This window comes from Bacillus sp. B15-48, from assembly GCF_016879755.1.
Classification (GTDB): Bacteria; Bacillota; Bacilli; order Bacillales; family Cytobacillaceae; genus Mesobacillus_B.
The window spans coordinates 83,923-109,622 of record NZ_WOFU01000003.1 but is presented as its reverse complement, the minus strand read 5'-3'; the positions used below and the strand labels follow the sequence as shown (position 1 = coordinate 109,622).

26 protein-coding genes are annotated in these 25,700 nt (G+C 36.6%); 17 read left to right on the top strand and 9 right to left on the bottom strand.

The features are described from left to right. The first annotated feature begins 173 nt into the window (after positions 1-173). On the top strand, positions 174-992 hold the full coding sequence (locus GNT69_RS11045) for an ABC transporter ATP-binding protein (RefSeq protein ID WP_203555042.1): 819 nt from the start codon (positions 174-176) through the stop codon (positions 990-992). Between the two features lie 116 nt (positions 993-1,108). Here GNT69_RS11045 and GNT69_RS26185 read toward each other — a convergent pair whose 3' ends face one another. The 3 genes from GNT69_RS26185 to GNT69_RS11030 all read right to left on the bottom strand — a co-directional run bounded on the left by GNT69_RS26185 (position 1,109) and on the right by GNT69_RS11030 (position 2,326). Continuing rightward, on the bottom strand, positions 1,109-1,315 hold the full coding sequence (locus GNT69_RS26185; protein ID WP_481747625.1) for a spore coat protein: 207 nt from the start codon (positions 1,313-1,315) through the stop codon (positions 1,109-1,111). After that, on the bottom strand, positions 1,299-1,619 hold the full coding sequence (locus GNT69_RS11035; RefSeq protein ID WP_203555040.1) for a hypothetical protein: 321 nt from the start codon (positions 1,617-1,619) through the stop codon (positions 1,299-1,301). The genes GNT69_RS26185 and GNT69_RS11035 overlap by 17 nt, the downstream gene beginning before the upstream one ends. A gap of 74 nt (positions 1,620-1,693) precedes the next feature. After that, entirely contained in the window at positions 1,694-2,326 is a 633-nt protein-coding gene (locus GNT69_RS11030; protein ID WP_343206495.1) for a LysE family transporter, read from the bottom strand. A gap of 556 nt (positions 2,327-2,882) precedes the next feature. On the opposite strand from GNT69_RS11030, the gene GNT69_RS11025 reads away from it, so the two are divergent. The 4 genes from GNT69_RS11025 to selB all read left to right on the top strand — a co-directional run bounded on the left by GNT69_RS11025 (position 2,883) and on the right by selB (position 9,604). Beyond that, positions 2,883-3,083, top strand: a complete 201-nt coding sequence (locus GNT69_RS11025; protein WP_203555038.1) for a cold-shock protein — start codon at positions 2,883-2,885, stop codon at positions 3,081-3,083. Between the two features lie 214 nt (positions 3,084-3,297). After that, a complete protein-coding gene (locus tag GNT69_RS11020) occupies positions 3,298-4,443 on the top strand; it encodes an exonuclease SbcCD subunit D (RefSeq protein ID WP_203555037.1) in 1,146 nt (381 codons plus the stop codon). Then, positions 4,440-7,580, top strand: a complete 3,141-nt coding sequence (locus GNT69_RS11015; protein WP_203555036.1) for an AAA family ATPase — start codon at positions 4,440-4,442, stop codon at positions 7,578-7,580. Before GNT69_RS11020 ends, GNT69_RS11015 begins: the two co-directional genes overlap by 4 nt. 137 nt (positions 7,581-7,717) lie before the next feature. Then, complete coding sequence (selB, locus tag GNT69_RS11010) at positions 7,718-9,604, top strand: selenocysteine-specific translation elongation factor (RefSeq protein WP_203555035.1); 1,887 nt, start codon at positions 7,718-7,720, stop codon at positions 9,602-9,604. 267 nt (positions 9,605-9,871) lie between these two features. Here selB and GNT69_RS11005 read toward each other — a convergent pair whose 3' ends face one another. Both GNT69_RS11005 and GNT69_RS11000 read right to left on the bottom strand, forming a co-directional pair. Next, the gene (locus GNT69_RS11005; protein ID WP_203555034.1) at positions 9,872-10,165 is read right to left on the bottom strand and encodes a HesB/YadR/YfhF family protein; all 294 of its coding nucleotides are present in this window, start codon (positions 10,163-10,165) and stop codon (positions 9,872-9,874) included. A gap of 123 nt (positions 10,166-10,288) precedes the next feature. Further along, on the bottom strand, positions 10,289-11,410 hold the full coding sequence (locus tag GNT69_RS11000; protein ID WP_203555441.1) for a TIGR04053 family radical SAM/SPASM domain-containing protein: 1,122 nt from the start codon (positions 11,408-11,410) through the stop codon (positions 10,289-10,291). Between the two features lie 624 nt (positions 11,411-12,034). Here GNT69_RS11000 and GNT69_RS10995 point away from each other — a divergent pair. Next, positions 12,035-12,199, top strand: a complete 165-nt coding sequence (locus tag GNT69_RS10995; RefSeq protein ID WP_203555033.1) for a hypothetical protein — start codon at positions 12,035-12,037, stop codon at positions 12,197-12,199. A gap of 68 nt (positions 12,200-12,267) precedes the next feature. Here the strand turns inward: GNT69_RS10995 and GNT69_RS10990 are convergent, their stop codons facing one another. Continuing rightward, on the bottom strand, positions 12,268-13,995 hold the full coding sequence (locus GNT69_RS10990) for an AAA family ATPase (protein WP_203555032.1): 1,728 nt from the start codon (positions 13,993-13,995) through the stop codon (positions 12,268-12,270). 206 nt (positions 13,996-14,201) lie between these two features. Here GNT69_RS10990 and GNT69_RS10985 point away from each other — a divergent pair, with 206 nt between their 5' ends. From GNT69_RS10985 to GNT69_RS10970, 4 genes are all read left to right on the top strand, one after another. Continuing rightward, a complete protein-coding gene (locus tag GNT69_RS10985) occupies positions 14,202-14,939 on the top strand; it encodes a hypothetical protein (protein ID WP_203555031.1) in 738 nt (245 codons plus the stop codon). A 165-nt stretch (positions 14,940-15,104) separates the two neighbouring features. Continuing rightward, positions 15,105-16,784, top strand: coding sequence for a DUF6044 family protein (locus tag GNT69_RS10980; protein ID WP_481747624.1), 1,680 nt, complete (start codon positions 15,105-15,107; stop codon positions 16,782-16,784). 21 nt (positions 16,785-16,805) lie between these two features. Next, a complete protein-coding gene (locus GNT69_RS10975; protein ID WP_203555029.1) occupies positions 16,806-17,867 on the top strand; it encodes a glycosyltransferase family 2 protein in 1,062 nt (353 codons plus the stop codon). Next, a complete protein-coding gene (locus tag GNT69_RS10970; protein ID WP_203555028.1) occupies positions 17,836-18,264 on the top strand; it encodes a GtrA family protein in 429 nt (142 codons plus the stop codon). Before GNT69_RS10975 ends, GNT69_RS10970 begins: the two co-directional genes overlap by 32 nt. 69 nt (positions 18,265-18,333) lie before the next feature. Here the strand turns inward: GNT69_RS10970 and GNT69_RS10965 are convergent, their stop codons facing one another. The 3 genes from GNT69_RS10965 to GNT69_RS10955 all read right to left on the bottom strand — a co-directional run bounded on the left by GNT69_RS10965 (position 18,334) and on the right by GNT69_RS10955 (position 21,333). Beyond that, positions 18,334-18,489, bottom strand: a complete 156-nt coding sequence (locus tag GNT69_RS10965) for a YpzG family protein (protein ID WP_203555027.1) — start codon at positions 18,487-18,489, stop codon at positions 18,334-18,336. A gap of 153 nt (positions 18,490-18,642) precedes the next feature. Then, on the bottom strand, positions 18,643-20,775 hold the full coding sequence (locus GNT69_RS10960; RefSeq protein ID WP_203555026.1) for a transglycosylase domain-containing protein: 2,133 nt from the start codon (positions 20,773-20,775) through the stop codon (positions 18,643-18,645). A 378-nt stretch (positions 20,776-21,153) separates the two neighbouring features. After that, the gene (locus GNT69_RS10955; RefSeq protein ID WP_239094165.1) at positions 21,154-21,333 is read right to left on the bottom strand and encodes an aspartyl-phosphate phosphatase Spo0E family protein; all 180 of its coding nucleotides are present in this window, start codon (positions 21,331-21,333) and stop codon (positions 21,154-21,156) included. 175 nt (positions 21,334-21,508) lie between these two features. Between GNT69_RS10955 and GNT69_RS10950 the strand changes: the two genes are divergently transcribed. The 7 genes from GNT69_RS10950 (at position 21,509) to GNT69_RS10920 (ending at position 25,610) form a co-directional block, all read left to right on the top strand. Further along, on the top strand, positions 21,509-21,745 hold the full coding sequence (locus GNT69_RS10950; protein WP_203555025.1) for a group-specific protein: 237 nt from the start codon (positions 21,509-21,511) through the stop codon (positions 21,743-21,745). A gap of 192 nt (positions 21,746-21,937) precedes the next feature. After that, entirely contained in the window at positions 21,938-22,186 is a 249-nt protein-coding gene (locus GNT69_RS10945; RefSeq protein ID WP_203555024.1) for a hypothetical protein, read from the top strand. A 178-nt stretch (positions 22,187-22,364) separates the two neighbouring features. Next, positions 22,365-22,727, top strand: coding sequence for a group I truncated hemoglobin (locus GNT69_RS10940; protein WP_203555023.1), 363 nt, complete (start codon positions 22,365-22,367; stop codon positions 22,725-22,727). Between the two features lie 187 nt (positions 22,728-22,914). Further along, on the top strand, positions 22,915-23,295 hold the full coding sequence (locus GNT69_RS10935; RefSeq protein WP_203555439.1) for a GntR family transcriptional regulator: 381 nt from the start codon (positions 22,915-22,917) through the stop codon (positions 23,293-23,295). Then, positions 23,292-24,194, top strand: a complete 903-nt coding sequence (locus tag GNT69_RS10930) for an ATP-binding cassette domain-containing protein (RefSeq protein WP_203555022.1) — start codon at positions 23,292-23,294, stop codon at positions 24,192-24,194. The genes GNT69_RS10935 and GNT69_RS10930 overlap by 4 nt, the downstream gene beginning before the upstream one ends. Further along, positions 24,172-24,918, top strand: coding sequence for a hypothetical protein (locus GNT69_RS10925; protein WP_203555021.1), 747 nt, complete (start codon positions 24,172-24,174; stop codon positions 24,916-24,918). The genes GNT69_RS10930 and GNT69_RS10925 overlap by 23 nt, the downstream gene beginning before the upstream one ends. Further along, entirely contained in the window at positions 24,918-25,610 is a 693-nt protein-coding gene (locus GNT69_RS10920) for a hypothetical protein (RefSeq protein WP_203555020.1), read from the top strand. The genes GNT69_RS10925 and GNT69_RS10920 overlap by 1 nt, the downstream gene beginning before the upstream one ends. The last annotated feature ends 90 nt before the right edge of the window (positions 25,611-25,700 follow it).

Genomic DNA, 25,700 nt, shown 5'->3' with positions numbered 1-25,700 from the left:
GATAGGAAGGGGCTGATTGGCTCAATTAACCATCAGTGGGAGATGAAGAAAACCCCCTCTGATGGAAGTGTCGCTTTATGATGAAAATCCGTTAACTAGTAAAATTTGTTTTTAATCTATTTAATTTTAGAATATACTGAATATATAAATGTTAACTGTACAGGAGGAGTAACATGAGTGAAACGAATCAAGATACCGTCCTTTCCCTCCAAGATGTTGGGTGGAAACGAAGTGAAAAAAACATATTGAAAAATGTCTCTTGGGATGTACAAGCTGGCGAACACTGGGCATTATTAGGATTAAATGGATCAGGAAAAACGTCCATTTTAAAAATGATTACTGGGTACCAATGGCCAAATAGTGGGCAGGTTTCGGTTTTGGGGAACCTTTTCGGCAAAACGAATATCCCTGAATTGCGCAAATCAATTGGATGGGTAAGTTCATCATTAGATGACCATTTTCGTACTCACTCGAGCGATACCGCACTGGAAGTTGTGTTAAGTGGGAAATTCGCTTCGATTGGATTATATGAGGAAACGACTGAAGAAGATGTTCAACAAGCAATGCAACTACTAAATCAATTTCGGATTAAACATTTAGCTGATCAATTGATTACGTTTCTTTCACAAGGAGAAAAGCGGAAGGTGATGATAGCCCGGGCGTTAATGTCTTCACCACGATTGCTAATTTTGGACGAGCCTTGTAATGGCCTTGATATTTTTTCAAAAGAGGAGTTATTGACATCTATTAACGAGATGATTGGAAAACGAGGAGGGCCAACATTATTGTATGTCACACATCATATTGAGGAAATTGTCCCTGCTATCACCCATGCGTTACTCATTCGTTCAGGGGAGATTATAGCTAAAGGAGATAAATCATCGACTCTAACAGAAACGCTGTTAGAAAAAACGTTCCGTGTTCCAGTATCTCTTGATTGGGAAGGTGGACGTCCGTGGATTCGCATTAAATCATATGCTGAAAAAAGATAAGAGAATAAAAACCTCCTAAAAATTTATTATTTAAATTTAAGGAGGTTTTTATTCATGATTAATTTGCAACCTGCAAATGTATGTTTTCAGCGGACTTTTTGAAATCCATCTTCCTTTTAATAATTCATTGAAAGGGCTTTTTGAGCAAGATTTAGATCGGTCTTTAATAATTGCTCAAAATCATATGCAGGGTAAAAACCATGTTTATACATATAGCGAAAGATTCGTTCATGTAAATTTATTCCACGAATAAGTTGGGTTGTCAAAACTTTTCTTAGGGATGGAATGAATGAACAATTAGAGTGTTTACTTAGTTTTTCCATTTGTAGTTCGGTAAATTTGTGTATGTAAGCTACCTTGGACAATGTTTTTTAGAAAAAAATCTCCAATAAGTTTTAGATACTTCTCATCATCGAACATTCTTTTATCTTGCAACTCCAGTTCTGCTAATCCATCATATTTAGAGAGAAGCGCATACGTATGGTCCTGTCCTACAATTGGAGATAGGAGCTCTACTTCATGGTCATAGTGTTCATTCCTGAATTTTTGTAGCTCATGAAGGTTTTCCATTGCGTCTTTGAAATTTTCTTGTTTAATTTCAAATGTCTGATAAACAAAAACAGTCATTTTCAGCACCCCTAGAATGATTCATCCTATTTTAATTATAGATTGCTCATTAAGGGTGTATTTTATCCATTTCGTTAATGGAGGAGGGCTGCTAAGCCTTGAAAACCGAAGTAGAGCCCGAATCCAATAAGGGAAAGCCCTGAAATAATGGATACAGCAATTAAGATATTTGAATGAAAATACTTCTTTAAACCAGAAGTTAAAGCAGCAACGGCGATATCCCAGATCGCTAAACCGATGAAGATCATGCTGCTGTATATTAGTAAATGGCCAGTCCCATAAGAAGTTGCTGTTTTGGCCAAAATAGATCCATATATCCCTAACCAAAATAAAATGGATAAAGGACTTGTTATCGACATAATAAATCCGGTTAAAAAACATTTAATTAACGAATCCTTTTGTCCTCGAGACTGTAAGGAAAATTTATTTGCACCGAGTATGCTTTCTACACCTGAATAGATAAGAACAAATGCACCAAAAAGCCAAAGAAAAATTTGTATAATTGGAATATCAAGGAAATTAACTAATCCAAGGTAAATCAATAACATAAAGATCCCATCCGCAATCATTGACCCCGTTCCGACAATCCAGGCATGCCAAAATCCATTTTTAATCCCTTTATCTAGCCTCGCTGAATTAACCGGACCAATTGGTGCCGCTAAAGTAATGCCTAGAAGAATATAACTTGCTAAAAGGTGGAAACTAATATTCAAAACCCCCACTCCTAACACTTGAACATAACCCATTTAATACTATGAACAAGCAATGGAGTTTAGGACTTCTTGTCCCAAAAAATGAAAAGCAAATTTACTTAAGGCATGAACACATTTTAATAATCATAGTCGCTAGCCTTAACTGGCCTGTACAGGATAACATAGTATAACTAGTACAAGGAGTACCTAATCTTCGGTGTATGAACAACCTCTGGATGAACAGAACTGTCCATCTACGATGAGGTACGATGCAAGCGACTCACCAGAAGAAGGTAGGTTTCCCACAACCCATTATAACCTCCTACAATTTACCTGAAAGGCTATACTCTTGCTTTTCAGGCTTCTTTTATTCATTATGAAAGCGCTTTACAAAACGGTATATACATGGTAAATTAAAGGAAGCCGATTGCACGAATTAGAATTTGCAATTTGCTTGTTCCAATGTGTTAAAACGTTTGAATAAGTTAAATGATTTTATGCAATACTAAACGATGTAATTGGTTAAATTTCAACAACGGCTCAAAGAGCCATGCTAGGAGGATTATTTTTAATGAAAAATGGGAAAGTAAAATGGTTTAATGCTGAAAAAGGTTTCGGATTCATCGAGACTGAAGATGGAACTGATGTTTTCGTTCATTTCTCTGCAATTCAATCTGAGGGTTTTAAATCTTTAGATGAAGGTCAAGAAGTATCATTTGAGGTTGTTGAAGGTGCACGTGGACCTCAGGCTTCTAACGTCGTAAAAATATAATTCAACATACTCCATGCCCAGCCAATTTGGCTGGGCTTTTTGAATCAAACTCTCCGTGTCTCACTTCACCTCTACTCTATCTCCTCACACAACATGCTAATTTTTTAGGTCAAAATACGAACGTACATTTTGTTTCCTTAATTTTTATCCCTTTAATAGATAACTTGTCTGCTATAATAATAGCATTGAAAATACCTAGGAGAGGTGAAGGCGCATGAAATTTATTCATTCTGCTGATTGGCACTTAGGAAAACTCGTTCATGGGATATATATGACTGAGGATCAAAGATTTCTTTTAAACCAATTTGTAGAAATCGTTGCAGAAGAAAAACCTGATGCCGTCGTTATTGCTGGTGATCTTTACGATCGCTCTGTTCCACCTACTGATGCAGTTGAACTATTAGATCAAACCTTATTTAAAATAAATGTTGAATTAAACATCCCCGTTATAGCGATTGCTGGAAATCATGATAGTGCTGAACGTCTTTCATTTGGGAGCTCTTGGTATCGTCATAGTCAGTTTTATTTAACCGGAAAACTTACAAATGAATTCCGTCCAGTTCAAATTAAGGGTGTTAACTTTTATTTAGTTCCATATGCAGAACCAGGACATATTCGACAACTTCTTGATGACCCTTCTATCCACTCTCATCAGGAGGCAATGAAAGCAGTTATTGAAAAGATTATGGAAAAGATGGATATGGATGCACCGAATGTATTCGTTGGGCATGCTTTTGTGTTAGGTGGAAAAACAAGTGACTCTGAACGAACATTATCGGTAGGTGGTTCAGGTTGTGTTACGGCCGATTTGTTTGCTCCCTTTTCTTACACAGCTCTTGGCCATTTGCACAGTCCTGATGCAATTCGTCATGAAAAGATTAAATACTCAGGTTCATTAATGAAATATTCCTTTTCAGAGGCAAAACAACGTAAAGCGATTTCGATTATTGATATGAATGATAACGGTAGTTTTGAGATAAGAGAACGTACACTTGTACCAAAACAGGATATGCGTGAAATAGAAGGATATCTGGAAGAACTTCTTAATCCGTATTACTATGAAAAGCAAAAAACAGATGATTATTTAAAAGTAACATTGCTTGATGAAGGTTCATTAATTGACCCTATCGGAAAACTTAGGAAGGTTTATCCTCATATTCTTCATCTTGAACGGAAAATTGAATCAATCGACCAGAAAAAATTACGCAACCTTACAACACAGAAATTAAAAAAGCAATCGGAAATAGAACTTTTTGAACAATTTTATCAAGAAATGACGACAGGAGAGTTTACCGACGATAAGCGTCAAGTAATCGAAAGTACTGTCAATCATGTCCTTAAACAGGAGGGACTGAAATGAAACCATTAAAGCTAACTTTGCAAGCTTTTGGACCTTATGCTGGAAAAGAATTGATTGATTTTACTAGACTTGAGAACCGAACAATGTTCGTTGTTTCCGGTAAAACAGGGTCGGGAAAAACAACCATTTTTGATGGAATTAGCTATGCAATTTATGGAAAAGCAAGCGGGGAGGATCGCAGTGGCTCGGATCTCCGCAGTCAGTTTGCCAAAAATGCTTTACTTACAGAAGTCAGCCTTGATTTTACATTGCGACGTAAAACTTATCGGATTATCCGTTCTCCGCAACAAGATAAGAAAAAAGAACGTGGAGAGGGCTATACAACAATAGGAGCAAAAGCTGAGCTGTATCTCCTTAATGATGATGGAACATCGGAATTACTTGCAGCGAATGTTCGTGAAGTAGATGAAAAAATAAAAGAGATTATGATTATTGATAGTAATCAGTTTCGTCAAATTCTTATGATTCCACAAGGGGAATTTAGAAAGCTTCTAACTTCAGATAGTAAAGAGAAGGAAATGATTTTACAACGTTTGTTCCATACCGAAATTTATAAAAAAATTGAGGAACGGTTAAAGGAAGAAGCAACTGAATTAAAGAAACAGGTAGAATCCCAAGTAGGTGAAAGAAGTGCTGCTTTAAAACGATCGCATCATTATCAAAACGATGAGTTAAAAGACCTACTCGCAGAAGGGAATACAAATGATGTAATTATGATTCCCTTAATTAATGAAGAAATAACAGCGATGATAGCAAGGTTAAAAGAGTTAAATAATGAAAAATTAATCAAACAGCGTGAGCGTGACGCTTTACAACAAAAGTTATTCGAGGCGGAATCAATTATAAAGCAGCTTGAAACGATGGAACAGTTGCGTCAAAGGAAAGTTGAATTAGCTGAACGAAGGTCTTTTTTTGAAGAGAAAGAAAAGGAAGCATCCTTGGCGAAGAAAGCAGCCTTACTTGATAGTCAAGAAGAGTTATGTCATCGCTTAAAGAAAGACATGGATCAGCTAGACTCCTTCATAAAGGACAGAACGAACAGAATAGCAGTGCTGTACGAAAATTTAAAGAAAAGTGAACAAGAACTGAACCGGCAAAATGAGCGAGAGCAAGAACGAAAAGAGTTAGCTGAAACAGTGAGTCAATTAGAACACATCAAAGAGGATGTAAAATCTTTAGCTAGTCATCAGGAAGAAACGGAAAGATTATCTAAAACTCTTGATGCTGTAAAAAAACAAAATGAACAATGCGTTGCGGTACGCGGTGCTGTTGAAGAGGAGAAGGAGACACTTCTAACTGAAAAAACGAAAATTGAAAAGATACAACTTGTCTTCTTAGAAGGTGAACGAATCCTTGAAAAGCTTGCACAAGAATTGGACAAGCTAAGGAAATATGAAAGTTATTTAAATAAGATTCAAGGCGTTAAAATCGAACTTGAAAAAAGAATAGGTGTGTTGAAAAATGCTGAAGCTAGATTATCTGATGGACAGGAACTTGTTCAACAGTTAGAGCAAACATGGCTTCATTCTCAGGCAGCTATTTTGGCAAGTATGTTAGACCAAGGTCAAGAATGTCCAGTTTGCGGTTCAGAGCATCATCCAAAATTGGCTGTTTCCGAACATGACTTTATCCCTACCGAGCAAGATTTAAAAGCAGCAAGGGAGCAGGCGAGGATGTTGGAAAGCGAAAAAACAAAATATGAAAAATTATATTTTGAAACAAAATCAACTTTAAATTCGCTTGAAGAGAATGGAGAAGAACAAAGAACAGAGCTTTTTGAAATTCTCCCGGAATTTTCTGAAAGTAAACTCGAGGATGCACTCATTTCTACGCAATCAAAACTAGCTCAAATGAGTGAAGTACAGAGTGAAAGAGCGAACGAAATGAAGCGATTGCCGCTCATAAAAACGAAACTAACAGAACTTGAAGAGAGGAAATTAGACTTAGAGACTAAAGAAAAAGACTTTGAGGAGAGACTGCGGCAGCTGACCATTCAGTTTACAGAAAAGAAAACGATATTAGCTAGGATGACGGATCGGATTCCGGAGAATCTTCGCTCATTGCAAGTGTATAAGCAGCAATATGAATTAACTGTTCGTAAGCAAGAAGAACTTATGCGTCAATTAGAGGTGGCACAAAAGCAATATCAGGATGCCAAGGACTTGCTTGAAAAAGAGAATACCCGTAGGGAAGAAGCAGAAAAACGACTTGCAGAAACAAAGGAAAAATTAACTGAAGAACGGGCACACTTTAAGGAGAATATGAATAAACAGGGCTTCGAAACCTATTCTCAGTATCATGATGCGAAACGAACAGAAGATGATATTTTAAAACTTGAGGCCAAAACACGTCAATATCGTGAAGAATTTCGCTCTGTTTTGGATCGGTTAGAGGAATACGAAAATCGATTAAAAGATGTACAGAAACCAGATATTGTTGGGTTACGAAAAGGCTTATTGGAGCTTGATGAAGGGATAACAAAACTACAGGAGGTATACCAGAATTTATTTATACAAAAGCGGGAGAATGAACAAATTATTACAAAAGTCGTAACCATTAATGAACATATTAAACTATTAGAAGAGAGGTATAAAATAGTCGGGAATTTGTATGAGATCTCAAAAGGACAAAATACGTACCGCATCACTTTTGAACGTTATGTACTTGCTACTTTTCTCGATGATATATTGGCAGAAGCCAATATTAGGCTTGCAAAAATGACAAGTGGTCGGTATCGCCTTCTCCGGAAAACAGATCGATCAAAGGGGAATGTTCAAAGTGGACTAGAATTGCTCGTTTTTGATCAATACACAGGTCAAGAGCGTCATGTAAAAACGCTATCAGGTGGGGAAAGCTTCAAGGCAGCACTTTCTTTGGCACTCGGACTCGCTGATGTCGTTCAAAACCATGCAGGTGGTGTATCATTAGAAACGATGTTCATTGATGAAGGATTTGGAACACTAGATCCAGAATCATTAGATCAAGCGATTGAGACCTTATTTGATATTCAAAGCAATGGTCGTTTAGTGGGGATTATTTCCCATGTCCCAGAATTAAAGGAACGGATTGATGCTAGACTAGAAGTAACCGCAACTCAGACAGGAAGTGTAACGGAGTTTTATTTTTTTAATGGGTAAAGAAAGAGTCTATAAAAAGGAATGAAAGAAACATCTTGTTAAAGTCATTCCTTTTTTTTATCATAAACCGTATCTTGAACAAAAACTTTTTTAACGATAGAGTATTAATGGAGAAGAGATAAAAGAAGGTGTCTATTTTGAGTAAACGATATTTTACAATAGGAATGGCTGGACATATTGACCATGGAAAAACATCGTTAACAAAGGCGTTAACGAATATTGATACAGATCGATTAAAAGAAGAAAAAGAACGACAAATTTCCATTGAATTAGGCTTTGCTCCACTATATGAAGACGAGGTGTTGCAAATTTCAGTAGTTGACGTTCCTGGACATGAGCGCTTCATTCGCCAAATGATTGCTGGGGTCGCAGGCATTGACCTTGTTGTCCTTGTTGTTGCTGCTGATGAAGGGGTGATGCCTCAAACAAGCGAGCATCTCGAAATATTAAGGTTTCTTGGTATTAAGGCAGGTATTATCGCGATTACAAAAATTGATCGTGTTGAAGAAGAGTTTATCGAACTTGTAAAAGAGGATATTCTAGGAGAACTTACTGGAACCGTATTTGAGAATTCTCCATTTATGTTGGTCGATTCTTTATCGAAAAAGGGAATTGAGGAATTAAAAACTTTAATTATTGAAACGTTAAAAAAACAGCAAGTTCGTGATATACGTGGAGCTTTTCGACTGCCTATTGATCAAGTATTCACAGTGAAAGGGCAAGGAACGGTTGTTAGAGGTACTGTATATGAGGGAATGGTTGAAGAGGGCCAATTATTAAAGGTTTTGCCAAAGGATTTAGAGGTACGAGCACGGCAGTTACAAGTGCACCATAAACCTGCTAACGCCGCTTTTGCTGGACAACGTGTAGCAATTAATTTATCTGGAGTTTCAAAAGAAGACGTCGAACGGGGGGAAGTTCTTGTTTCATCTGACCACTTTATCATAACGAGGACAATTGATGTAGCGATTAATGTGGTTGAGGATCTAGAATATTTAGTTAAACAACGGACTCCAATTAAGTGCCATATTGGTACCGCAGAGGCTATGGGGCGAATTGTCTTCTTTGATAGAAATGAATTAAAAGGCGAAAATGGAGAAATCCTTTGCCAGCTTCGTTTAGAGAAGGAGATTGTTACAAAGAGGGGAGATCGTTTTATTATCCGCCGCCCGAGCCCCCAAGAGACAATTGGAGGTGGTTGGGTCATTGATCCACGGGGCAATAAGTACCGATTCGGAGAGAAAACGATTGCTCAACTTGAAAAAAAGAAGAAAGGCACCCCAGTTGAACGAGTTGCAGCATCTTTATTTGAGGGGAAAAGTCTGACGTTGGTTGAACTCATTAAGAGGACAGCGCTTGATGAGGAGACGTTATTAACCACTCTCGACAGTGAGGAGTTCGTCTTTTTAAAAAAGCCGAAAGAATATACATTGCAGAAACTTATTGAGGCTTTAGAAGATGACATTACCGATAAACTGGAAGAATACCATCGTGAAAATCCAATGCGTCAAGGGTTAAACAAGGTTGAGCTCTTACAAGGAATGCAGAAGGTTTTTCCTAAAACTTTATTGGATTATGTTGTTGAAAACGGGATTGAAAAGGAAATATTTACGCGAAAAGACCAATACATAAAGTTACCCCAATTTGAGCCACATGTTCCGAAAAATTGGGAAAAACGGACAGAAAACCTATTATTGGAGCTAAAAAAAGATGGGCTAAAAGTAAGGTATTTGCAAGATTATTTTCAACAAGCTGGAATTCCAGATAATATATCGATAGAAATAAAAAGGTTTTTAGAAGAACAAGGATTTATTATGCCGTTGGATGACCAATATTATTGGGATAAGGTATTATTTGATGAGGCTGTTCGAAAGCTTCGTGAGCATACGAATAACGAATTCGAAGTAAGTGATGCGAAAGAAGCAGTCGATTTGTCACGGAAATATATGATTCCATTTTTGGAACGAATCGACTCAATGGGGCTTACAAGACGGATTGAGAATAAACGGGTTTGGAGAAGATAGTCAAAAATCAGTGGCAAATGGTAACATTGCCGCTGATTTTTCATTAGAAAAGAAAGTATAAATTTCAGAAGTTAGAACTGTCTAGCTCCAGCGCCTAGGGGCTCGAGGTCATAAGTCAATCCGCCGTGAAGGTTAAAGAACAACCTTCTCGTCGGCTTGCCTTATGCTTGTCGCCCCTGAGCAAGGCGCCTGTGCTTTTCTTATAAGAACGTAAAAAAGAAAAAGAGCCATCTAGTATTTAGATGACTCGGGAAATTTTTTATAAAATTAGTGGGTATGCGTATAAGTAGTAAATATTTCTTTTTTATTGTTACAAAATTGGATGCTAACCTTCGTATCATCAAAGAACCAAGTATCATTTGATTCGACAAAGAAAGTGATTCCATTGATTTCTTGCTGTGACTCTGGTAACGATGGTTTTTCTAGTGAAAATGCTAAGCTGTAACCTTTGTTTTTTTCACCGAATCCAGCATACTGGGGATAAAGGCGAATGAAAAACGGTTTTGGTACCTCAAATTCTGATTCAAACCATTTAAATGCATTGTTTTCAATAGTAATCATTCTAGCTGCACCACCCTTTCGTTAAGTCTATTGTATACGAAATATGCTATTATAGTATGTGATAGTTATCACAAAGTTGACCGTTGTCATAAAACCATCAAACATAAGATGAAAACAACGATTTTACAGAGAGCGGTTCGTTGCTTTTTTTCTCAAAGCTTCAGGAATGTATACGCAAAAAGGTTCGCTTTCCATATAATCTCCAGTTATAGCGTAGGTTCTAGATCTTGAACCTCCACAAACATTACGAAATTCACAAATCCCACATTTTCCTTTGTACAGATCTGGTTGTCTTAGCTCTTTGAAAACTTTTGACTCTCGGTAAATTTCAGCTAAAGGTTTTTCACGAATATTTCCTCCGACAATTGGCAATAATCCGCTAGGCATAACATCACCTACATGTGAAACAAACGCAAAACCATTCCCGTCATTAACACCTTTTGGTGCTCGCTTTAGGCCGTCAATTGAGGATGCCATATCTTTTGTTAACGTATCTTCATAACGAATATTATTTTTGTCTACGATTTGTTCACGTGCTTTTTGTTGGAATACTACACGACGATAATGTTGGGCAGCTGTTGTTTTAATGTCAAATGGAGCGGTTTTGCTTAATTCATACAACCAAAGGAAGACTTTTTCATGTTCTGCAGGAGTTAGACAGTCATCGAGCTGACCACGTCCTGTAGGTACAAGAAGAAAAATATACCACATGACGGCTTTCATATCTGTTACTAGTTTAACCATTTCTTCTAGATAATCATAATTATAGCGAGAGATGACTGTATTAATTTGCAAGGGCATGTCTAGTTCATTTAAATATTGAATTTTTTCTTTTGTTAGCTCGAATGCACCCGGAGTCCCACGGAAACGATCGTGAATCTCTGGGGATGGACCATCGATTGAAAATCCCCAGCGTGAGAGCCCAACCTCTTTTGCCTTTTTCATTTTTTCTTTCGTTACATTCGGTGTTGCACTTGGGGTCATCGAGACACGCATTCCTTTTTTGACAGCATAATCGGCCAACTCAAATAAATCTTTGCGCATCATGCAGTCCCCACCGGTGAAAACAAGCATTGGATTATTCATCTCATATATTTGATCGATTAAATCAATCCCTTCTTCATGTGTCAGTTCTTGTGGATCAGGCTCTAATTGGGCGTCTGCTCGACAATGTACACATTTCAACTGGCAAGCCCTAGTTACTTCCCAAATAACAATGAATGGATTATCGTTGAAATCCATCATCGCATTATGGTGTGCCCGTGCGTCAACCATTCCATGTTTAGGCAATATGATCACCTTCCTATAAATAAAAGCTTCACGATAATAAGCGAGAAAAGCTGATTATCGTCCATATTAAAATTATAAAATTGATTAGATCGTTTCCTTCTTGAGAATGTTACAATTTAGCAACAAGTCAAAATTTCTTTAATAATAATTGGTTTGTCCTTAACGATACTTTTGTAAAATACCCCCATAAAAAACTGATTCATACTGAATGATTTAGTGATAATGACTAACAAGTAGAAAAAGGAGAAGGTTCAGTATGGCGGGATTTTACACTGATATTGATCAATTGCTCGAAGATACTGCAGAAATAGCCGAAGAAACATCGTGCATAATGCTGAGCCAAATTGAGATTGACAAATTATTAGATAGTACCAGTGACTGGTAAATATATTTTAAATCCGTCTAATGAAAATAGACGGATTTTTTATTCATTTTTTAAAATGTTATATAGGTTTAATTTTATTAATCTCTGGGTAAAAACCGTAATATATAGTAAATAAGTTCTAGAATCGGGTTTTTTAAGCAACGTAATTTTAGGTGCATTTGAAAAAGGATAAATTCAATTAAAAGGGGTTATAAATGGTGAAAGTGGAAGAAGTGACCATTTTTATTGAACAGTTAGGCCGTTTATTCACAGAATATAAAAGATGTCAAGATGATCGTATTAAGAGACAAATTATTAAAGATATACAACTTTTAGCTGAAGCAATTGATCCTGATAATGAAGAGTATATAAGTATATAAAGAAAGATAAAAAACAGTGTTACACCTTTAGCAAGAGTGTAACACTGTTTTTTTAGGAAATTTTCCCCTTACTGTTTTGTTAGTGATGATCCGCTTAAGATTTTATCAACTTCTGTACCTTCAAGCGTTTCAAATTTTAGCAATGCATCGACTAAATCCTGAAACTCTTTTTCGTGTGTACTTATAAGGGTTTCAGCTATCTCATGAGCGCGTTGAAAAAGCTCAAGCATCTTCGCTTCTTTATCAATTTTACTGAATGTTAATGAGAATCCATCTTGTAATAATCCCGTTTCGACCATTTGTTCAATTATTTGCTTTGCCTGCTGAACATCACCACTGACTCCAATGCTGTGTTCACCTAAATATAATCGTTCTGCTACCCCGCCTGCTAAGATCATTGCAACTCGTTCAAGTAATTCACTGGTAGTCGATAGATGAAGCTCTTTCGGGATGGGAGCAACATATCCCAAAGCCTGTCCACGAGGAACAATCGTTGCTTTACGAACGGAACCAGGTTTCGTAACGGCAGAAACTAGTGCATGGCCAGACTCGTGGATCGCGACTCGACGTTTTATATTCACATCTTGCAGTGCGCGTGTTGTACTCCCAAGGATTGTACGATCCAACGCATAATCAAGATCGGCTTTTTGTAAATAATCACGGTCTTTTCGTAATGCTAATCGGCTCGCTGTTGCAAATAGGGATGAGATTTGTGCGCCAGAAAAACCTGAAGTATTTTCAGCCAGTTCATCAAGTGAGTTTCTAACATCATCAGAGAGTTTTTTTCCTTTAATATGAATGTCGATAATTTCTTTTCGGCCTTTCGTATCTGGGAGCGGAACGTGAAAGGTAAAATCAATTCGTCCAGGGCGAAGAAATGCATCGTCTAGCATGTCTTTACGATTTGTTGCAGCGATGAAGAGGAGCTGATCATTACTATGGCCACCGTCAAGCTGAACAAGAAGCTCAGTTAATGTTTTTTCTCCTTCTTCTCCGCCATTCGGTTTTCTTTTCCCTGCTAATGCATCGACTTCATCGATAAAAATGACTGCAGGTCGGTGTTTCCGAGCATTTTCGAATAAGCTCATAACACGTGAGGCACCTACACCAATAAACATTTCATTAAAAGCGGCACCACTGGCTGAAAAGAAATTAGCATTAAGTTCTCGGGCAATGGCTTGGGCGAGAAGGGTTTTTCCAGTCCCAGGAGGGCCATATAAGAGAATGCCCTTCGGTGGTTTAATGCCCATTTTTGATGACTTTTCGCTATTTTTTATAATAGACAGTGTTTGGATGATTTCTTCCTTCATTTCGTCATGTATACCACCGACATCACTTAATGTAATAGATGGAAGGGGACTTGGCTTTGACAGGCTGTTTTTCATTTTATTGCCTAAACCAATTCCACCTGTCTTTTTCTGAACGATAATGGCGGTTGCAACAAGCAAAATTATCACCCCACCTAAAAACAATGGTCCATACTTGCTGTTATTTGAGTAGGTATAAATAATATTGTTCGTTCCAACTAACTCAGCTACCATTTGGCTGTTTGGCGGGACATGTGAGACGTAAATGGCATCGTCTGTTTTTAGTTCAAGTGTGCCATTCGCTTTTTCAGTTAAAGTGGCAGTAGTGGTACCGACGCTTTCTACTGTTTGAACCATTGTGGAAAATGGAACAGATATCTTTTCATTTGTCTGTTGAATAAACAAATAAATGCTCGCGCTTATCATTATAATAAAAACCGTAAGTAACGGGAGTAATTTAGAGATAACTTTAGATTCCTTTGAATTCATTCCATTCATCTCCTTTAAAAAACAACTAATACCATTATAAATTCTATTAATTGAATAAGAGATGGTAATTAAATGAAATGAATCAAATGAATCCGTGTTTTATGCTGATTTTACAGGTAATCTGAAAAAATGGATAAATGTACTAAGGCAGTAAGTCGCAAATCAGGACATAATACTTTCGAGTAAAATTGAAAGGTGTGGGATGAATGTCTTTGGAATGGTTTGATAGGGTAACTGGTGATTTACAGCAGCATCTCGAGTCAATTTGTGAAAAGTACGATCAAACTGGACATATGTCAATTGACCGGAGCGCTAAACATCCACGAATTGAGTTTTTTGTGGAAACTGATGGAAATGAAAGAGAATATTTTTGCTCACTATACTTTGACCCACATAATGAGGAGTTTTATGTTGAAACTTTTGATCCCGATCTTGAACAACCAGCACGAACCATCCTTGCCGATATCGATGACATTATCGATGCGGTTCATGAACATTTTCATGAATTTTTAAATGAAGAGGGTACGGATATTTACTATATAGACGATGAAGATGACGATGCTGGGGATTTTTACGAACTTGAAGAGAGTGATGATGGGTATTTTCCGAGTGAAGATGAGAATGATGAAGATGAATATTATATCGGAGAAGTGATTGATGAAGAAATAGATATTCTTGAAGAAGTGGATGTTGAATGGGAGACTCCTGAAGTTACTGCCTTTCTGAAGGAGGATGAAGTTGAAGTTACCTACCAGTTTGGCGTAATTAGCGAAACTGGTGATGGTGTTTTACGCCGAGTAAATCGTATTTGGACCGATGATGACGAATTGATAAAAGATGAATCTAATTTTATCTTTTCAAAAGAAGAAGCAAGCACAATTATCGCAATGATCGCAAGCAATATGGATGCATTGACGGGTTATGACGATTTTGATTATCAGTAATCGTACAAGCACCAACTTTTCACAGTGAAAAGTTGGTGCTTTTTTTTATATAGGGGATTCTACAAAAGTGCTGATTTAACGTTTCTTGGTAATTATGGGAATAGTTTTGCTGATTTTCGCGAACCTTATATGTAAGATTATCGCAATGAATATGGGGTGTACGTTTTGTTGTCATTTGAAACAAAGACTGAGAAACGGTTTTTTGTAGGTGCAATTATCCTTTTGGCGTTTTATGTGGCGCCGCTTTTTATTCTAGGTGACAATGCCCATATTAGAGTACATGATAATTTAGATTCAAATTTAGCATGGTATAAAGTCCTCGCAGAAAGTGGGGAGTTGCTAGGGGCAACTGATGCAAAAATCCCCCAAATTATTAATGGAGAACTTCAACGCAATGCTTACGGCACAGAATTTAGTTTTATCGTATGGTTGCACACCTTTTTTCCTACGATGATTGCCTATGCTTTAAGTCAGGCGATTACACGGTTTATTGCTTTTCTAGGGATGTATTTATTATTAAAGAAGCATTTTATCGTTGGAGAAGGGTTCTCAATCATTCGTATATGTGTTTCCCTTGCTTTTGCAATGACGCCTTTCTGGCCATCGGGCATGCTTAGTACATTAGGCATGCCCCTTGCTCTATGGGCATTTTTGAATATACGCAATGGAGAAAGGTCTTGGAAAAACTATTTAGCCCTTACTTTATTGCCTTTTTACGCAAGCATTGTATTAGGATTTTTCTTTTTTCTTACGGCAATGGGTGTTTTTTGGATATACGATGTTATTAGAGGAAAAGGTTGGAATTGGCCATTCTTTTTTTCGATTGTCTATATGACATTGGTCTTCATGTTCGTTGAATACCGCTTAGTTTATTCTTTTCTCTTTGATCATGAGCCAAATAGTAGAGATGAATATTTCCATGCCCGATTAACGTTTTGGCATTCTGTTCGGCTAACATTTAAGAACTATTTATTGGGACATACTCATGTATTGACAATGCATACAGTTGTGATTCAACCTGTTTTATTTCTTGCTTTCATTTTTGTATCGTTCAAAAAACTTTGGCGTAAAGAAAAAATATTTGTGTTTTTATTTGTCCTTAATTTTGCTCTGTCTGCCTGGTATGCTTTTTGGTTTTATAAAGGATGGCTGCCATTGACAGAAAGGTTTCATTTTCTAGATACATTTAATTTTGCCCGGTATCATTTTTTACGACCATTAGTCATGTATGTTTTATTTGCCATAAGTTTGAAAATCATTTGGGAACGAGGAACTAGATGGAAAAGGGTAGTCCCATGGCTGGCGGTTGCCCAAGTTTTGTTCTTAATTTTTGCAAATGAGGAATTGGTATATAAAAACCGGCCATCGGTTGGTCAATTTTATGCTGTAGAACAATTCTCAGAAATAAAAAATTATATTGGCGAGCCGCAAAAAGATTACCGGGTCGCAAGTATTGGATTACATCCAGCAATTGCTCAGTACAATGGGTTCTACACATTAGATACATATAATAATTTTTATCCACTGACTTATAAATACGAATTTCGCAAAATCATTGAAAAAGAGCTCGATAAAAACAAAAAAATTCGGATATATTTCGATGAATGGGGCGGGCGATGTTATTTATTTACATCTGAATTAGGAAAGCATTATATGTTTAAAAAGACATCTAAAAGGCGGTTGAAGAATCTTGAATTAAATATTGAACAATTTAAGCAGATGGGAGGCAAATATATTTTCTCTGCGGTGCCAATAGATAATGCTGAAAAAAATGGGCTGAAATTAGACAAAGTGTTCCATTCTAATGAATCTGCCTGGAAAATTCACTTATATAAGACTTTGTAAAGGATCAAGGAGGTAGCAGCAATGAAAGAACTAGTGCTAACCATTGTCGTGCCATGTTACAACGAAGAAGCAGTCTTGCCAAGGACGATTCACGAGCTTAATACTCTGCTTGTTGATTTAATAAAAGAGAAAGAAATCTCGGAAAAAAGCAGAATCCTATATGTTGATGATGGAAGTAAAGATAAGACTTGGGAAATCATTTCTCGAGAGAGTATTAATGGTGGCTTTGTAAGAGGCCTTAAGCTTGCTCGAAATGTTGGTCATCAAAATGCATTGCTCGCGGGACTTTTTTCTGCGAAAAAAGCTTCGGATTGTTTAATTAGTATTGATGCGGATTTACAAGATGATATTGAAGTCATTCGGCGATTTATCACGAAGTTTAAGGAAGGCTTCGAGATCGTTTATGGAGTAAGAGCAAAACGAGATACAGACAGCTTTTTCAAACGAACAACTGCAGAAGGTTTTTATAAGTTTATGAAAATGCTCGGTGTCAACCTTATTTATAACCACGCTGATTTTCGCTTAATGAGTAGGAGAGCGGTTAATGAGCTTGAGCGATATCAGGAGACAAACTTATTTTTACGTGGGGTCATCCCCTTGATCGGTTTCAAAACGACTTCTGTTTTTTATAATCGTAAAGAACGGCTTGCAGGCGAGACGAAATATCCTTTGAAAAAAATGCTTGCTTTTGCGTTTGATGGAATCACTTCTTTTTCGGTTACTCCCATTCGATTAGTACTTTTGATTGGATGTATATCCTTTCTGATTAGTTTTTTATTTGGATGTTATTTTATGACGTTAAAATTTTTCGGAAATACGGAAACAGGGTGGACTTCTTTAATTACTTCCATTTGGCTGCTAGGAGGTTTGCAACTAATCGGACTGGGGATTATTGGAGAATACATAGGGAAAATCTACAAAGAAACGAAGCGTCGTCCGAAATACAATGTGGAAATTGATTTGTTTAATTTAGCACGTCCTAGTCATTCAACCCCATTGATATCATCAAAAGCTTTAAAAAGAAAACAAGGGGGGAAGGAGATATACAAGGATGTTCATACTGAGCAAGCTGAAACAAACTAATTCGTTTTTTCGATTTTTATTAGTTGGAATCGTAAATACAATGGTTGGTCTTTCAACCATGCTTACCTTAATTAATTTTGGGAATGTATCTTACTGGAAGGCAACATTTATTGGGAATACGATCGGTGCAACTGTTAGTTACTTCTTAAATCGCACGTTTACTTTTAACAGCAAAGTTACAGCGATAACTGGGGTCCCTAGATTCATCGTTATAATTTTTCTCTGTTATGTTTTTTCTTTTTCAATTAGTGGCGAAATGGCAAGAATAGTGGGTGCAACTGGCTTTGTTTCAGAAGATGAGCTTGCAGTTTTAGGTGGGACAGTATTATACACAGTTACAAACTATATTGGTCAGAAGTCTTTTGTGTTCCATAAGTTATCTAAAAATCGAGTTTAATAAGGGGAAATCCACCGTTTTTTAAATGAAAAAAGACGCTTATTAGCGTCTTTTTTCATTTTCCCGTTATCAATGCATCCGTTGAGCCTTCGCATCACTTCTAGCTTTAATCGTGTTCTGACTCACTTGAGTCTCACCATTAATCTGTGCATTTAAATGCTTTCGTCTAGTCGTATTTTTAACGAAAAGTTGTGATTGTGGATCTAAGTTGTCTCGGTAACTCATCAAATCACCTCTGGGATGGATTTGTTGAACGGGAGATATTCAATTTGAATATCAGTTTTATTTTGTACATGAAGGAAAAGAATTATCCTTATGCATTAGGATTGTTTTTGCATCTAATAACAACTGCTTATTATGCTTATAATGTACGATTTTTTAAGGCGACAATTCCTTCAGTTTATTTCTAAGTTTATCTCCTATTAATTCAACATCTTCTTTCGCTTTTTCCCATACTTCCTTCCATTTAGGTGCTTCTTCTCTCACTTTCCCTTCCACTTTTTCCGCAGCTTTTTTCAGTTCATCTTCAATTTTTTTCGCCTGTTCTTTTAATTTTTTCTCATTTATTGGGGTGGATTTGCTTAAGCGCTCATTTATAGATCCGACAGTGAATTCCTTTTTTTCGATGTGAGGAGAAGCTTGTACCATTATTTCTCGAAAAATCGGAACAACTGTACTTGAACTACTTGTAGGCAAATAGTGCTGTCGGTCTGTTTTATCGTAGCCGATCCAAACTGCACCAACAATTGTCGGGGTATAACCGACGAACCATTGATCTTTCGTTCCATTAACATCGTTAAAAGGAAGTTGGGTTGACCCTGTTTTTCCGGCAATCTCTAGATCGTTAATTTTTGTTGCTTGTCCTGTACCTGTTTCGACAACATTTAGTAGCATCGATGTCATCTCGTCTGCTACTCTTTTAGAGGTCACCCTTACTCCATCTTTTTTATGTTCTGCAATGATATTTCCCGTGGGACCAATAATTTTTGTAATCAGATGGCTCTCCATGCGTTCCCCGCCATTTGGGAAAGCAGAATAGGCTTCGGCAAGCTGTTGTGGTGAAATTCCTTTATGCATACCTCCAAGGGCAATCGCTAAATTTCTGTCTTCCTCCTCAAGGGCAATTCCAAACTTCTCTACCGAATTTAGTCCTTTTTCAAGCCCAATTTCACTGAGTAGCCAGACTGCAGGAAGATTTATTGATTTCTCCAATGCCTCATACATCGGAATTTCTCCCTTATATGTTTTTGAGAAATTTTCCGGTTGATAATTCCCAAACGACATTTTTTCATCAACTAGAGTGGTATCGTATTGATAACCTGCTTCTAATCCTGGTGTATAAACGGCTAAAGGTTTCATTGTTGAACCCGGCTGTGCTTTTAAATGTGTGGCCCGATTAAAACCACGGAAAACATAATCGCCACCACGGCCGCCTACAAGCGCACGTACCCCTCCTGTTTTCGGTTCTAAAAGAACAGCCCCTCCTTGAACAGGCCGTTGTCCACTGCTTCGTGGAAAAAGGGAGTCTTGTTTAAAAACTCTTTCAAGGCTTGCTTGCATGTTTTGATCAAGTTGTGTATGAATGACATAACCTCTTGTGAAAATTTCTTCTTGTGTTAATCCATATAAATGGATGGCCTCATCAAGTACTGCATCCATGTAATACGGATATTTGCGATCAACAAAACTTCCTCCTCCATCCTTTAAGACAATCTTCTCATTGAGTGCCTTTTCATAATCTGCAGTATTAATCATCTCAAGCTCATGCATTTTTCCTAGGACGACATTACGCCTATTTAATGCTCTATCATACTTATGATAAGGGTCAAGTGCTGAAGGGGCCTGTAGTAGCCCAGCAAGGAGAGCTGCTTCACTAATTGTTAATTCGGTAATATTTTTGTTAAAGTATTTTTTTGAAGCATTGCCAATTCCCCATGCGCCACTTCCGAAGTAAACTTGGTTAAGGTACATCTCGAGAATTTCCTCTTTCTCATAAACCTTTTCAATCTCGACCGCAAGGAAGAGTTCCTCAATTTTTCTTCTATAGGTTTGTTCATGTGAAAGGAGGGCATTTTTGGTTAGCTGCTGGCTAATGGTACTTCCTCCTCCAGTAATACGACCAGCCAAAAGATTGCTTAAGAAGGCACGGGAGATTCCTTTTATATCAAAACCATTATGTTCATAAAAGCGTTCATCTTCGATAGCAATAACCGCGTTTGCTACATGAACAGGAAGTTCCGCATACGATACTCCTGCAGTACGGTTGCTAGCTACACTACCGGCTAAATCACCATCTTTATCGTAAATAACAGTAGCCTGGTTTAAACCGCTTTTTAAACTTTGTACATTTGCTTGACTAGCGATGTAAGCAAACCAAAGAATCGATGCTAAAATAGCAACTAAGACAGATAATAATAAAATTTGCGTTATATGTTTTCGTTGCCAAAAAAGAATAAAAGCATCCCAGGCTTGTTTTAGCAGGTTTGCAATTGATTTTATAATTTTATCCATTCTATCTCCTTACTTTCCTGAGGTCTTACTAATAATACGTATTTAAGTGAACTCAGGTTTCAACGGGGTTGCTTGAGTCCAATCAAAATCAGTTTAATGGATATTATATCGTATAATCATTCAGGAAAAAATAGAGTAAAGGAAAACAGGTCAAGTTCAATTCGAATATTTGTTGAAATGCGAATATTCAAAAAGTATTTTTTTTGATGGAGCTTCAGAAATCATTTGTGTTTCAAAATAGAGGAGTAATGACCCAAAAATAAAGGAAAAGGATGTGGGTCTAATTTAAGGTGAACGGACAAAAATGCATAAGTTTGCTGAGGTTTAAAGTTAAATGGGTGTAACATGGCAATTACATCATCGGATCGCTTTTAATCCTTAATCTTCAGTATTTAACGATTGATATTGAATAATATACTCATCGAGTTGTTGACTAAGGATAAGTGTTTTTTTGCTCGTAAAACCTTCTTTTATGGCGGTTTGGATCATTTCTTCTCGTAATAAGTTAATTGTAGTCATTAGTGTTCTCTGTTCTGTTATAATTGACATTAATAACATAAAATGGCTCCTTTTTACAGTATCTAATTTGAAATGTTAACAGAAATTACTGAATACTACAGTGAGGTAACTCACACATAACGAAAAAAGACGATTATCTTCTTCTTTAATATTTAAAGTAATTTTATGAATTATTTGGTATGCTAATAAAAGAGCAGGATAAGGAGGGGAAAAAATGAGTGAGTGTAAACTTGACCATAGCCATGAAGATGTTAGAAAAAAATATGAAGAGCAGTCATCTTTTCTTCCCGAAGAGGTGGAATCGTTGTTTAAACGGTTTTTTGCTATAGAACATCCACAACCTATTTTAAATGAAGTGTTTCACTTGTTGAAGAAATACGATTTAGCTTCAGAAGAGGAAAAGAAAAAACGGAACGAACAACTTAATGTGGTCATAAATAACAGATTGTAAAAAAACGCCGAAATGGCGTTTTTTTCTTCGCTTTTTTTAGAAATAAAAGGGATTTTCTTTCAATTTGTCGAATAACTCAATAATGAGGAAATTGTGAGAACATGACGGTCATAATTTGATATATACGAATGAAATAATGTAGTAGTCTCATATATTTTGAGGAGGACTCTGACCGTTGAAAGGGGATGTATCATGTTAATTTGGATCATTATCGCTCTCTCACCATTTATTTTACTACTTGTCATTGAAGAAATGACCCAGTTTTTTTGGAAAAGATACATGAATGCTCCTGGTGGGATGAAAGAAGGAATACGTTGGGGGAAGGCAAGCGAATTTTTCTTGAAAATACGGACCATTATTGGGCAAATGAAATTAGTGACAATTATTAAATCGAAGTTTTTCTCTTTGATTAGAAAGTATCGGAAAGACCCTTCGCATTAGTGGAAGGGTTTTTTGCAATTAATGTTGGTACGTGAAAATACTTCCTTGTGGATATATTTTTTCGTATTGTTTTATTGTGTTTAATCATAAAAATATTTGAGCCGAAAGCTTTTGGTGGATAAATAATTTGGCTACGGTAAATAATACCTCTGTAATTAAATATTGGGAGGATAAAATTATGGAACAAACCATTTATGAAAAGGTTGGCGGAGAAGAAGCAATTGAAAAGGTGGTAGATTATTTTTACAAAGAGTTAGTTTTAAAAGATGAAACTGTGAATCAATTTTTTGATCAAACGGATATGGAAAAACAACGTCGACATCAAACAAAATTTATTAGTTTTGCACTAGGCGGCCCAAATCAATATTCTGGTAAATCAATGGCGAAGGCACATGAAGGAATGAACTTACAGCCAGAACACTTTAATGCAATTGCCAATCACCTCCATGCTGCATTGGCACATTTTGGAGTGAATGAAGCGGACATAGACACAGCTATAACTAAAGTGGCTTCACTTAGGGAAGACATCCTTTATAAATAAAATGATTAAAGAAGAGTTATCTCAGCACCACCTATATTTTTGTACTAAATAACATTTATTAACTCATTTAAAAACAGCCTTTTTTATCGGCTGTTTTTTTGCTTGTGACAATTAACCATTGAAATTTTTGGGAAAACATTATATACTACATTACAACAGTAATGCACTATACCGGAAGGGGGCGAAGATCATTCTTAACCCGAATAGTACGAAGCCTATTTATGTACAAATTGCCGAGTGGGTGGAATCGGAAATATTAAGCGGTCATTTTCAGGCGAATCAGAAAGTTTACTCTCAATACCAATTGGCAGAAATGTACACAATAAATCCGGCAACGGCAGCAAAAGGACTAAATCTTTTAGTCGAGGAAAAAATTTTATTTAAGAAACGGGGTTTAGGTATGTTTGTTACCGACCAAGCGAAGGAGATAATCGTAAATAAACGGAAAAATCAAACATTGAAGGTGTTAGTACATGAGCTGGTTCAAGAAGCAAATCGACTGCAAATAAGTAAAAATGAATTAATAGAGATGATCATCGAAGTGAACAATGAGGAGGTTGGATTATGAAGGTGATCGAATGCTCGAATTTAACAAAAAAGTATTTTAAGAAAGAAGTATTATCAAACCTTTCGTTTTCAATCGAGGAAAACACAATTACCGGACTAATTGGTCGTAATGGCGCAGGGAAGACAACTTTACTTAAAATAATTTCTGGTTTTATTAAAGAATCTTCAGGACAAATCAATGTGTTTTCCGAACGACCATTTAATAGTTTGAATGTTTCGGTTAATTCCGTCTTCGTTGATGACCAAATGAGTTTTCCCCCTGCACTTCAGCTTGGAGAATTATTAATAGAAGCTAGACGTTTTTATCCAAATTGGGATGAAAAATTAGCAAGAGGTTTATTTAACTATTTTTCTTTTGATGAGAAAGGCTATCATAACCGACTGTCAAAAGGAAAAACAAGTACATTTAATATGATCATTGGGTTAGCTTCCCGGTGTCCATTAACAATATTTGACGAACCTACTACCGGAATGGATGAAGCGGTTAGAAAAGATTTTTATCGAGCGCTGTTAAAGGACTATATTGCTTATCCAAGGACAATTATCTTATCAAGTCATCATGTTGATGAAGTTGAGGATTTATTAGAAGATGTATTGCTCATTAATGAAGGGAAAAAAATGCTGCATTTGCCAATTTCCGAATTAAAAGGATGGGCGATTGGCATTAAAGGTGACACAGAAGCGGTATTGAAAGTGACAAAGGGGCGCAAAATCTTTCATGAAAATGAGGTGGGGGTTCATACGTTGTATGCAGTCGTAAAAAATGATTTATCGGAAACAGACTTGCGCGGAGCTTATCAGGCAGGTTTAGAAATACTTCCTGTTCGCTCCAGTGATCTATTTGTTTATTTAACGGGAGAAGCAAAGGGGGGGATCGATGATGTCTTTAACAACAACTAGTCTAACAGATACGGTTAAAAAACAGTATTTTCATAAGTTAAAAGCAAATATTGATTCGTTTAGTTCACTTGTCGGTATTCAAATATTAGCGATTCTATTTTCTTTCGCTGGAGTCGGCTCATCTGGAATCGGTGGAATGGAATATAGTGTAAATGTAAAATATTACTCTTCAGATATTGTGTTTATCTTTACAATCATTTGGTCATTTGTCACTGCGATTACGATTACAACGAAACCTTATCGAAATCATGATTTTTCGTTTGTGAGCAATCGCTTGAGTAGCAGTCTCTCTAATATGCTTTTTTTAGTGACGACAAGCATTTTAGGTGGATTTACTGTTATGTTATCAAGCAACACAATACAGCTGTTATCACATCTTTTTTTTGATGAGCAATTATATTACTTGAGTACTACTCAACTTCACCATTTTATCCTTGGGTTTATCGTTTCGTTTTTGTACCTGTTTTTAGTCAGTTCCATCGGCTATTTTATCGGAACGATGATTCAAGTGAATAAACTTTTTGTTGTTCTTTTTCCAATCCTTTTTATCGGACTCTTATTTTTTGAAGGGAATGCATTTAGACAACCGATTTTATCAAATGTTTTTCAGTTCTTTGTTATGGAGTCCACGCTTTTCTTTTTTGTAATCAAGACGTTGATAACGACTGCAGTTTTATTTTTTGCAGCAATTAGTGTTTTGAATCGCTTGGAGGTGAGACGTTAATGGTGATGGTCTTAACAATCTTTCTTCCGTTGATCATTCTTGTTTTCCTAGGTTTGTTTTATTTTCTAATGTTTAAGGTCGGGAAAAAGAATATGACAATGAAGATTACTCATGTCTTACTTTTCAGTTATATTGGCATTTTGCTAGTGGCTACGATCGCTGTGCCGTTTACTTCGAGTGAATTAATAAGTATGGAAAGACTTACGCAGAAGGAAGTAGACGAAAGAATGAATGGACTTTATGGAAAAGCAAGAAAGGGAGATATCAAAGAGATAGACCCAATGTATTTAAAAAATGAGGTCAGTTTTCCTGATTATCAAAGCAAGGAATTGACGATTGTTTCTAAAGGAGAAAACTGGCCGCAAGTGGTTGTTGAAGAAAAAAATATAGATGACTCGAAGGTTGATGCCTATGTTTATGCAAATGGTTTAATCATTGATGGTATTGATTTTTCTGATAAACTAAAACCTTATAAAGTTGAGTTAGTTGGGGAAACTGTAACGATTATCCCAATCTTTCAAGAGCTGCGGTTGTCCATCGTTACGGATAGCCAACCGATTAGGCAATTTACTGGAGAGAAGATGTTTGTGAATCACTCATTTAGCAGTGGAGAAACAATCATATATTTACAAGTCCCGAATGGAACGACTATTAACGAGGGGAATGTTTACTTAGAGTATGTTGAAAAATAAATGTATGGTTATATTTTAATTTTTAGTCCTTAAAAATCTTTTTTAAAATTCCCCCTTATTTCTCCTTGATAAAGCGAATATAAATATGGA

Excerpts from the sequence above, each read along its gene's own strand:
- GNT69_RS10920 (WP_203555020.1), top strand. The coding sequence starts at position 24,918 with ATGGTGATGGTCTTAACAATCTTTCTTCCGTTGATCATTCTTGTTTTC.
- GNT69_RS11015 (WP_203555036.1), top strand. The coding sequence starts at position 4,440 with ATGAAACCATTAAAGCTAACTTTGCAAGCTTTTGGACCTTATGCTGGA.
- GNT69_RS10985 (WP_203555031.1), top strand. The coding sequence starts at position 14,202 with ATGTCTTTGGAATGGTTTGATAGGGTAACTGGTGATTTACAGCAGCAT.
- GNT69_RS10990 (WP_203555032.1), bottom strand. The coding sequence starts at position 13,995 with ATGAATTCAAAGGAATCTAAAGTTATCTCTAAATTACTCCCGTTACTT.
- GNT69_RS10970 (WP_203555028.1), top strand. The coding sequence starts at position 17,836 with ATGTTCATACTGAGCAAGCTGAAACAAACTAATTCGTTTTTTCGATTT.
- GNT69_RS10945 (WP_203555024.1), top strand. The coding sequence starts at position 21,938 with ATGTTAATTTGGATCATTATCGCTCTCTCACCATTTATTTTACTACTT.
- GNT69_RS11020 (WP_203555037.1), top strand. The coding sequence starts at position 3,298 with ATGAAATTTATTCATTCTGCTGATTGGCACTTAGGAAAACTCGTTCAT.
- GNT69_RS10975 (WP_203555029.1), top strand. The coding sequence starts at position 16,806 with ATGAAAGAACTAGTGCTAACCATTGTCGTGCCATGTTACAACGAAGAA.
- GNT69_RS10960 (WP_203555026.1), bottom strand. The coding sequence starts at position 20,775 with ATGGATAAAATTATAAAATCAATTGCAAACCTGCTAAAACAAGCCTGG.
- GNT69_RS10950 (WP_203555025.1), top strand. The coding sequence starts at position 21,509 with ATGAGTGAGTGTAAACTTGACCATAGCCATGAAGATGTTAGAAAAAAA.
- GNT69_RS11035 (WP_203555040.1), bottom strand. The coding sequence starts at position 1,619 with ATGACTGTTTTTGTTTATCAGACATTTGAAATTAAACAAGAAAATTTC.
- GNT69_RS10955 (WP_239094165.1), bottom strand. The coding sequence starts at position 21,333 with ATGTTATTAATGTCAATTATAACAGAACAGAGAACACTAATGACTACA.
- GNT69_RS10995 (WP_203555033.1), top strand. The coding sequence starts at position 12,035 with ATGGTGAAAGTGGAAGAAGTGACCATTTTTATTGAACAGTTAGGCCGT.
- GNT69_RS26185 (WP_481747625.1), bottom strand. The coding sequence starts at position 1,315 with ATGGAAAAACTAAGTAAACACTCTAATTGTTCATTCATTCCATCCCTA.
- GNT69_RS11025 (WP_203555038.1), top strand. The coding sequence starts at position 2,883 with ATGAAAAATGGGAAAGTAAAATGGTTTAATGCTGAAAAAGGTTTCGGA.
- GNT69_RS10925 (WP_203555021.1), top strand. The coding sequence starts at position 24,172 with ATGATGTCTTTAACAACAACTAGTCTAACAGATACGGTTAAAAAACAG.
- GNT69_RS11045 (WP_203555042.1), top strand. The coding sequence starts at position 174 with ATGAGTGAAACGAATCAAGATACCGTCCTTTCCCTCCAAGATGTTGGG.
- GNT69_RS10930 (WP_203555022.1), top strand. The coding sequence starts at position 23,292 with ATGAAGGTGATCGAATGCTCGAATTTAACAAAAAAGTATTTTAAGAAA.
- GNT69_RS11000 (WP_203555441.1), bottom strand. The coding sequence starts at position 11,410 with ATGATGGATTTCAACGATAATCCATTCATTGTTATTTGGGAAGTAACT.
- GNT69_RS11005 (WP_203555034.1), bottom strand. The coding sequence starts at position 10,165 with ATGATTACTATTGAAAACAATGCATTTAAATGGTTTGAATCAGAATTT.
- GNT69_RS10965 (WP_203555027.1), bottom strand. The coding sequence starts at position 18,489 with ATGAGTTACCGAGACAACTTAGATCCACAATCACAACTTTTCGTTAAA.
- GNT69_RS10940 (WP_203555023.1), top strand. The coding sequence starts at position 22,365 with ATGGAACAAACCATTTATGAAAAGGTTGGCGGAGAAGAAGCAATTGAA.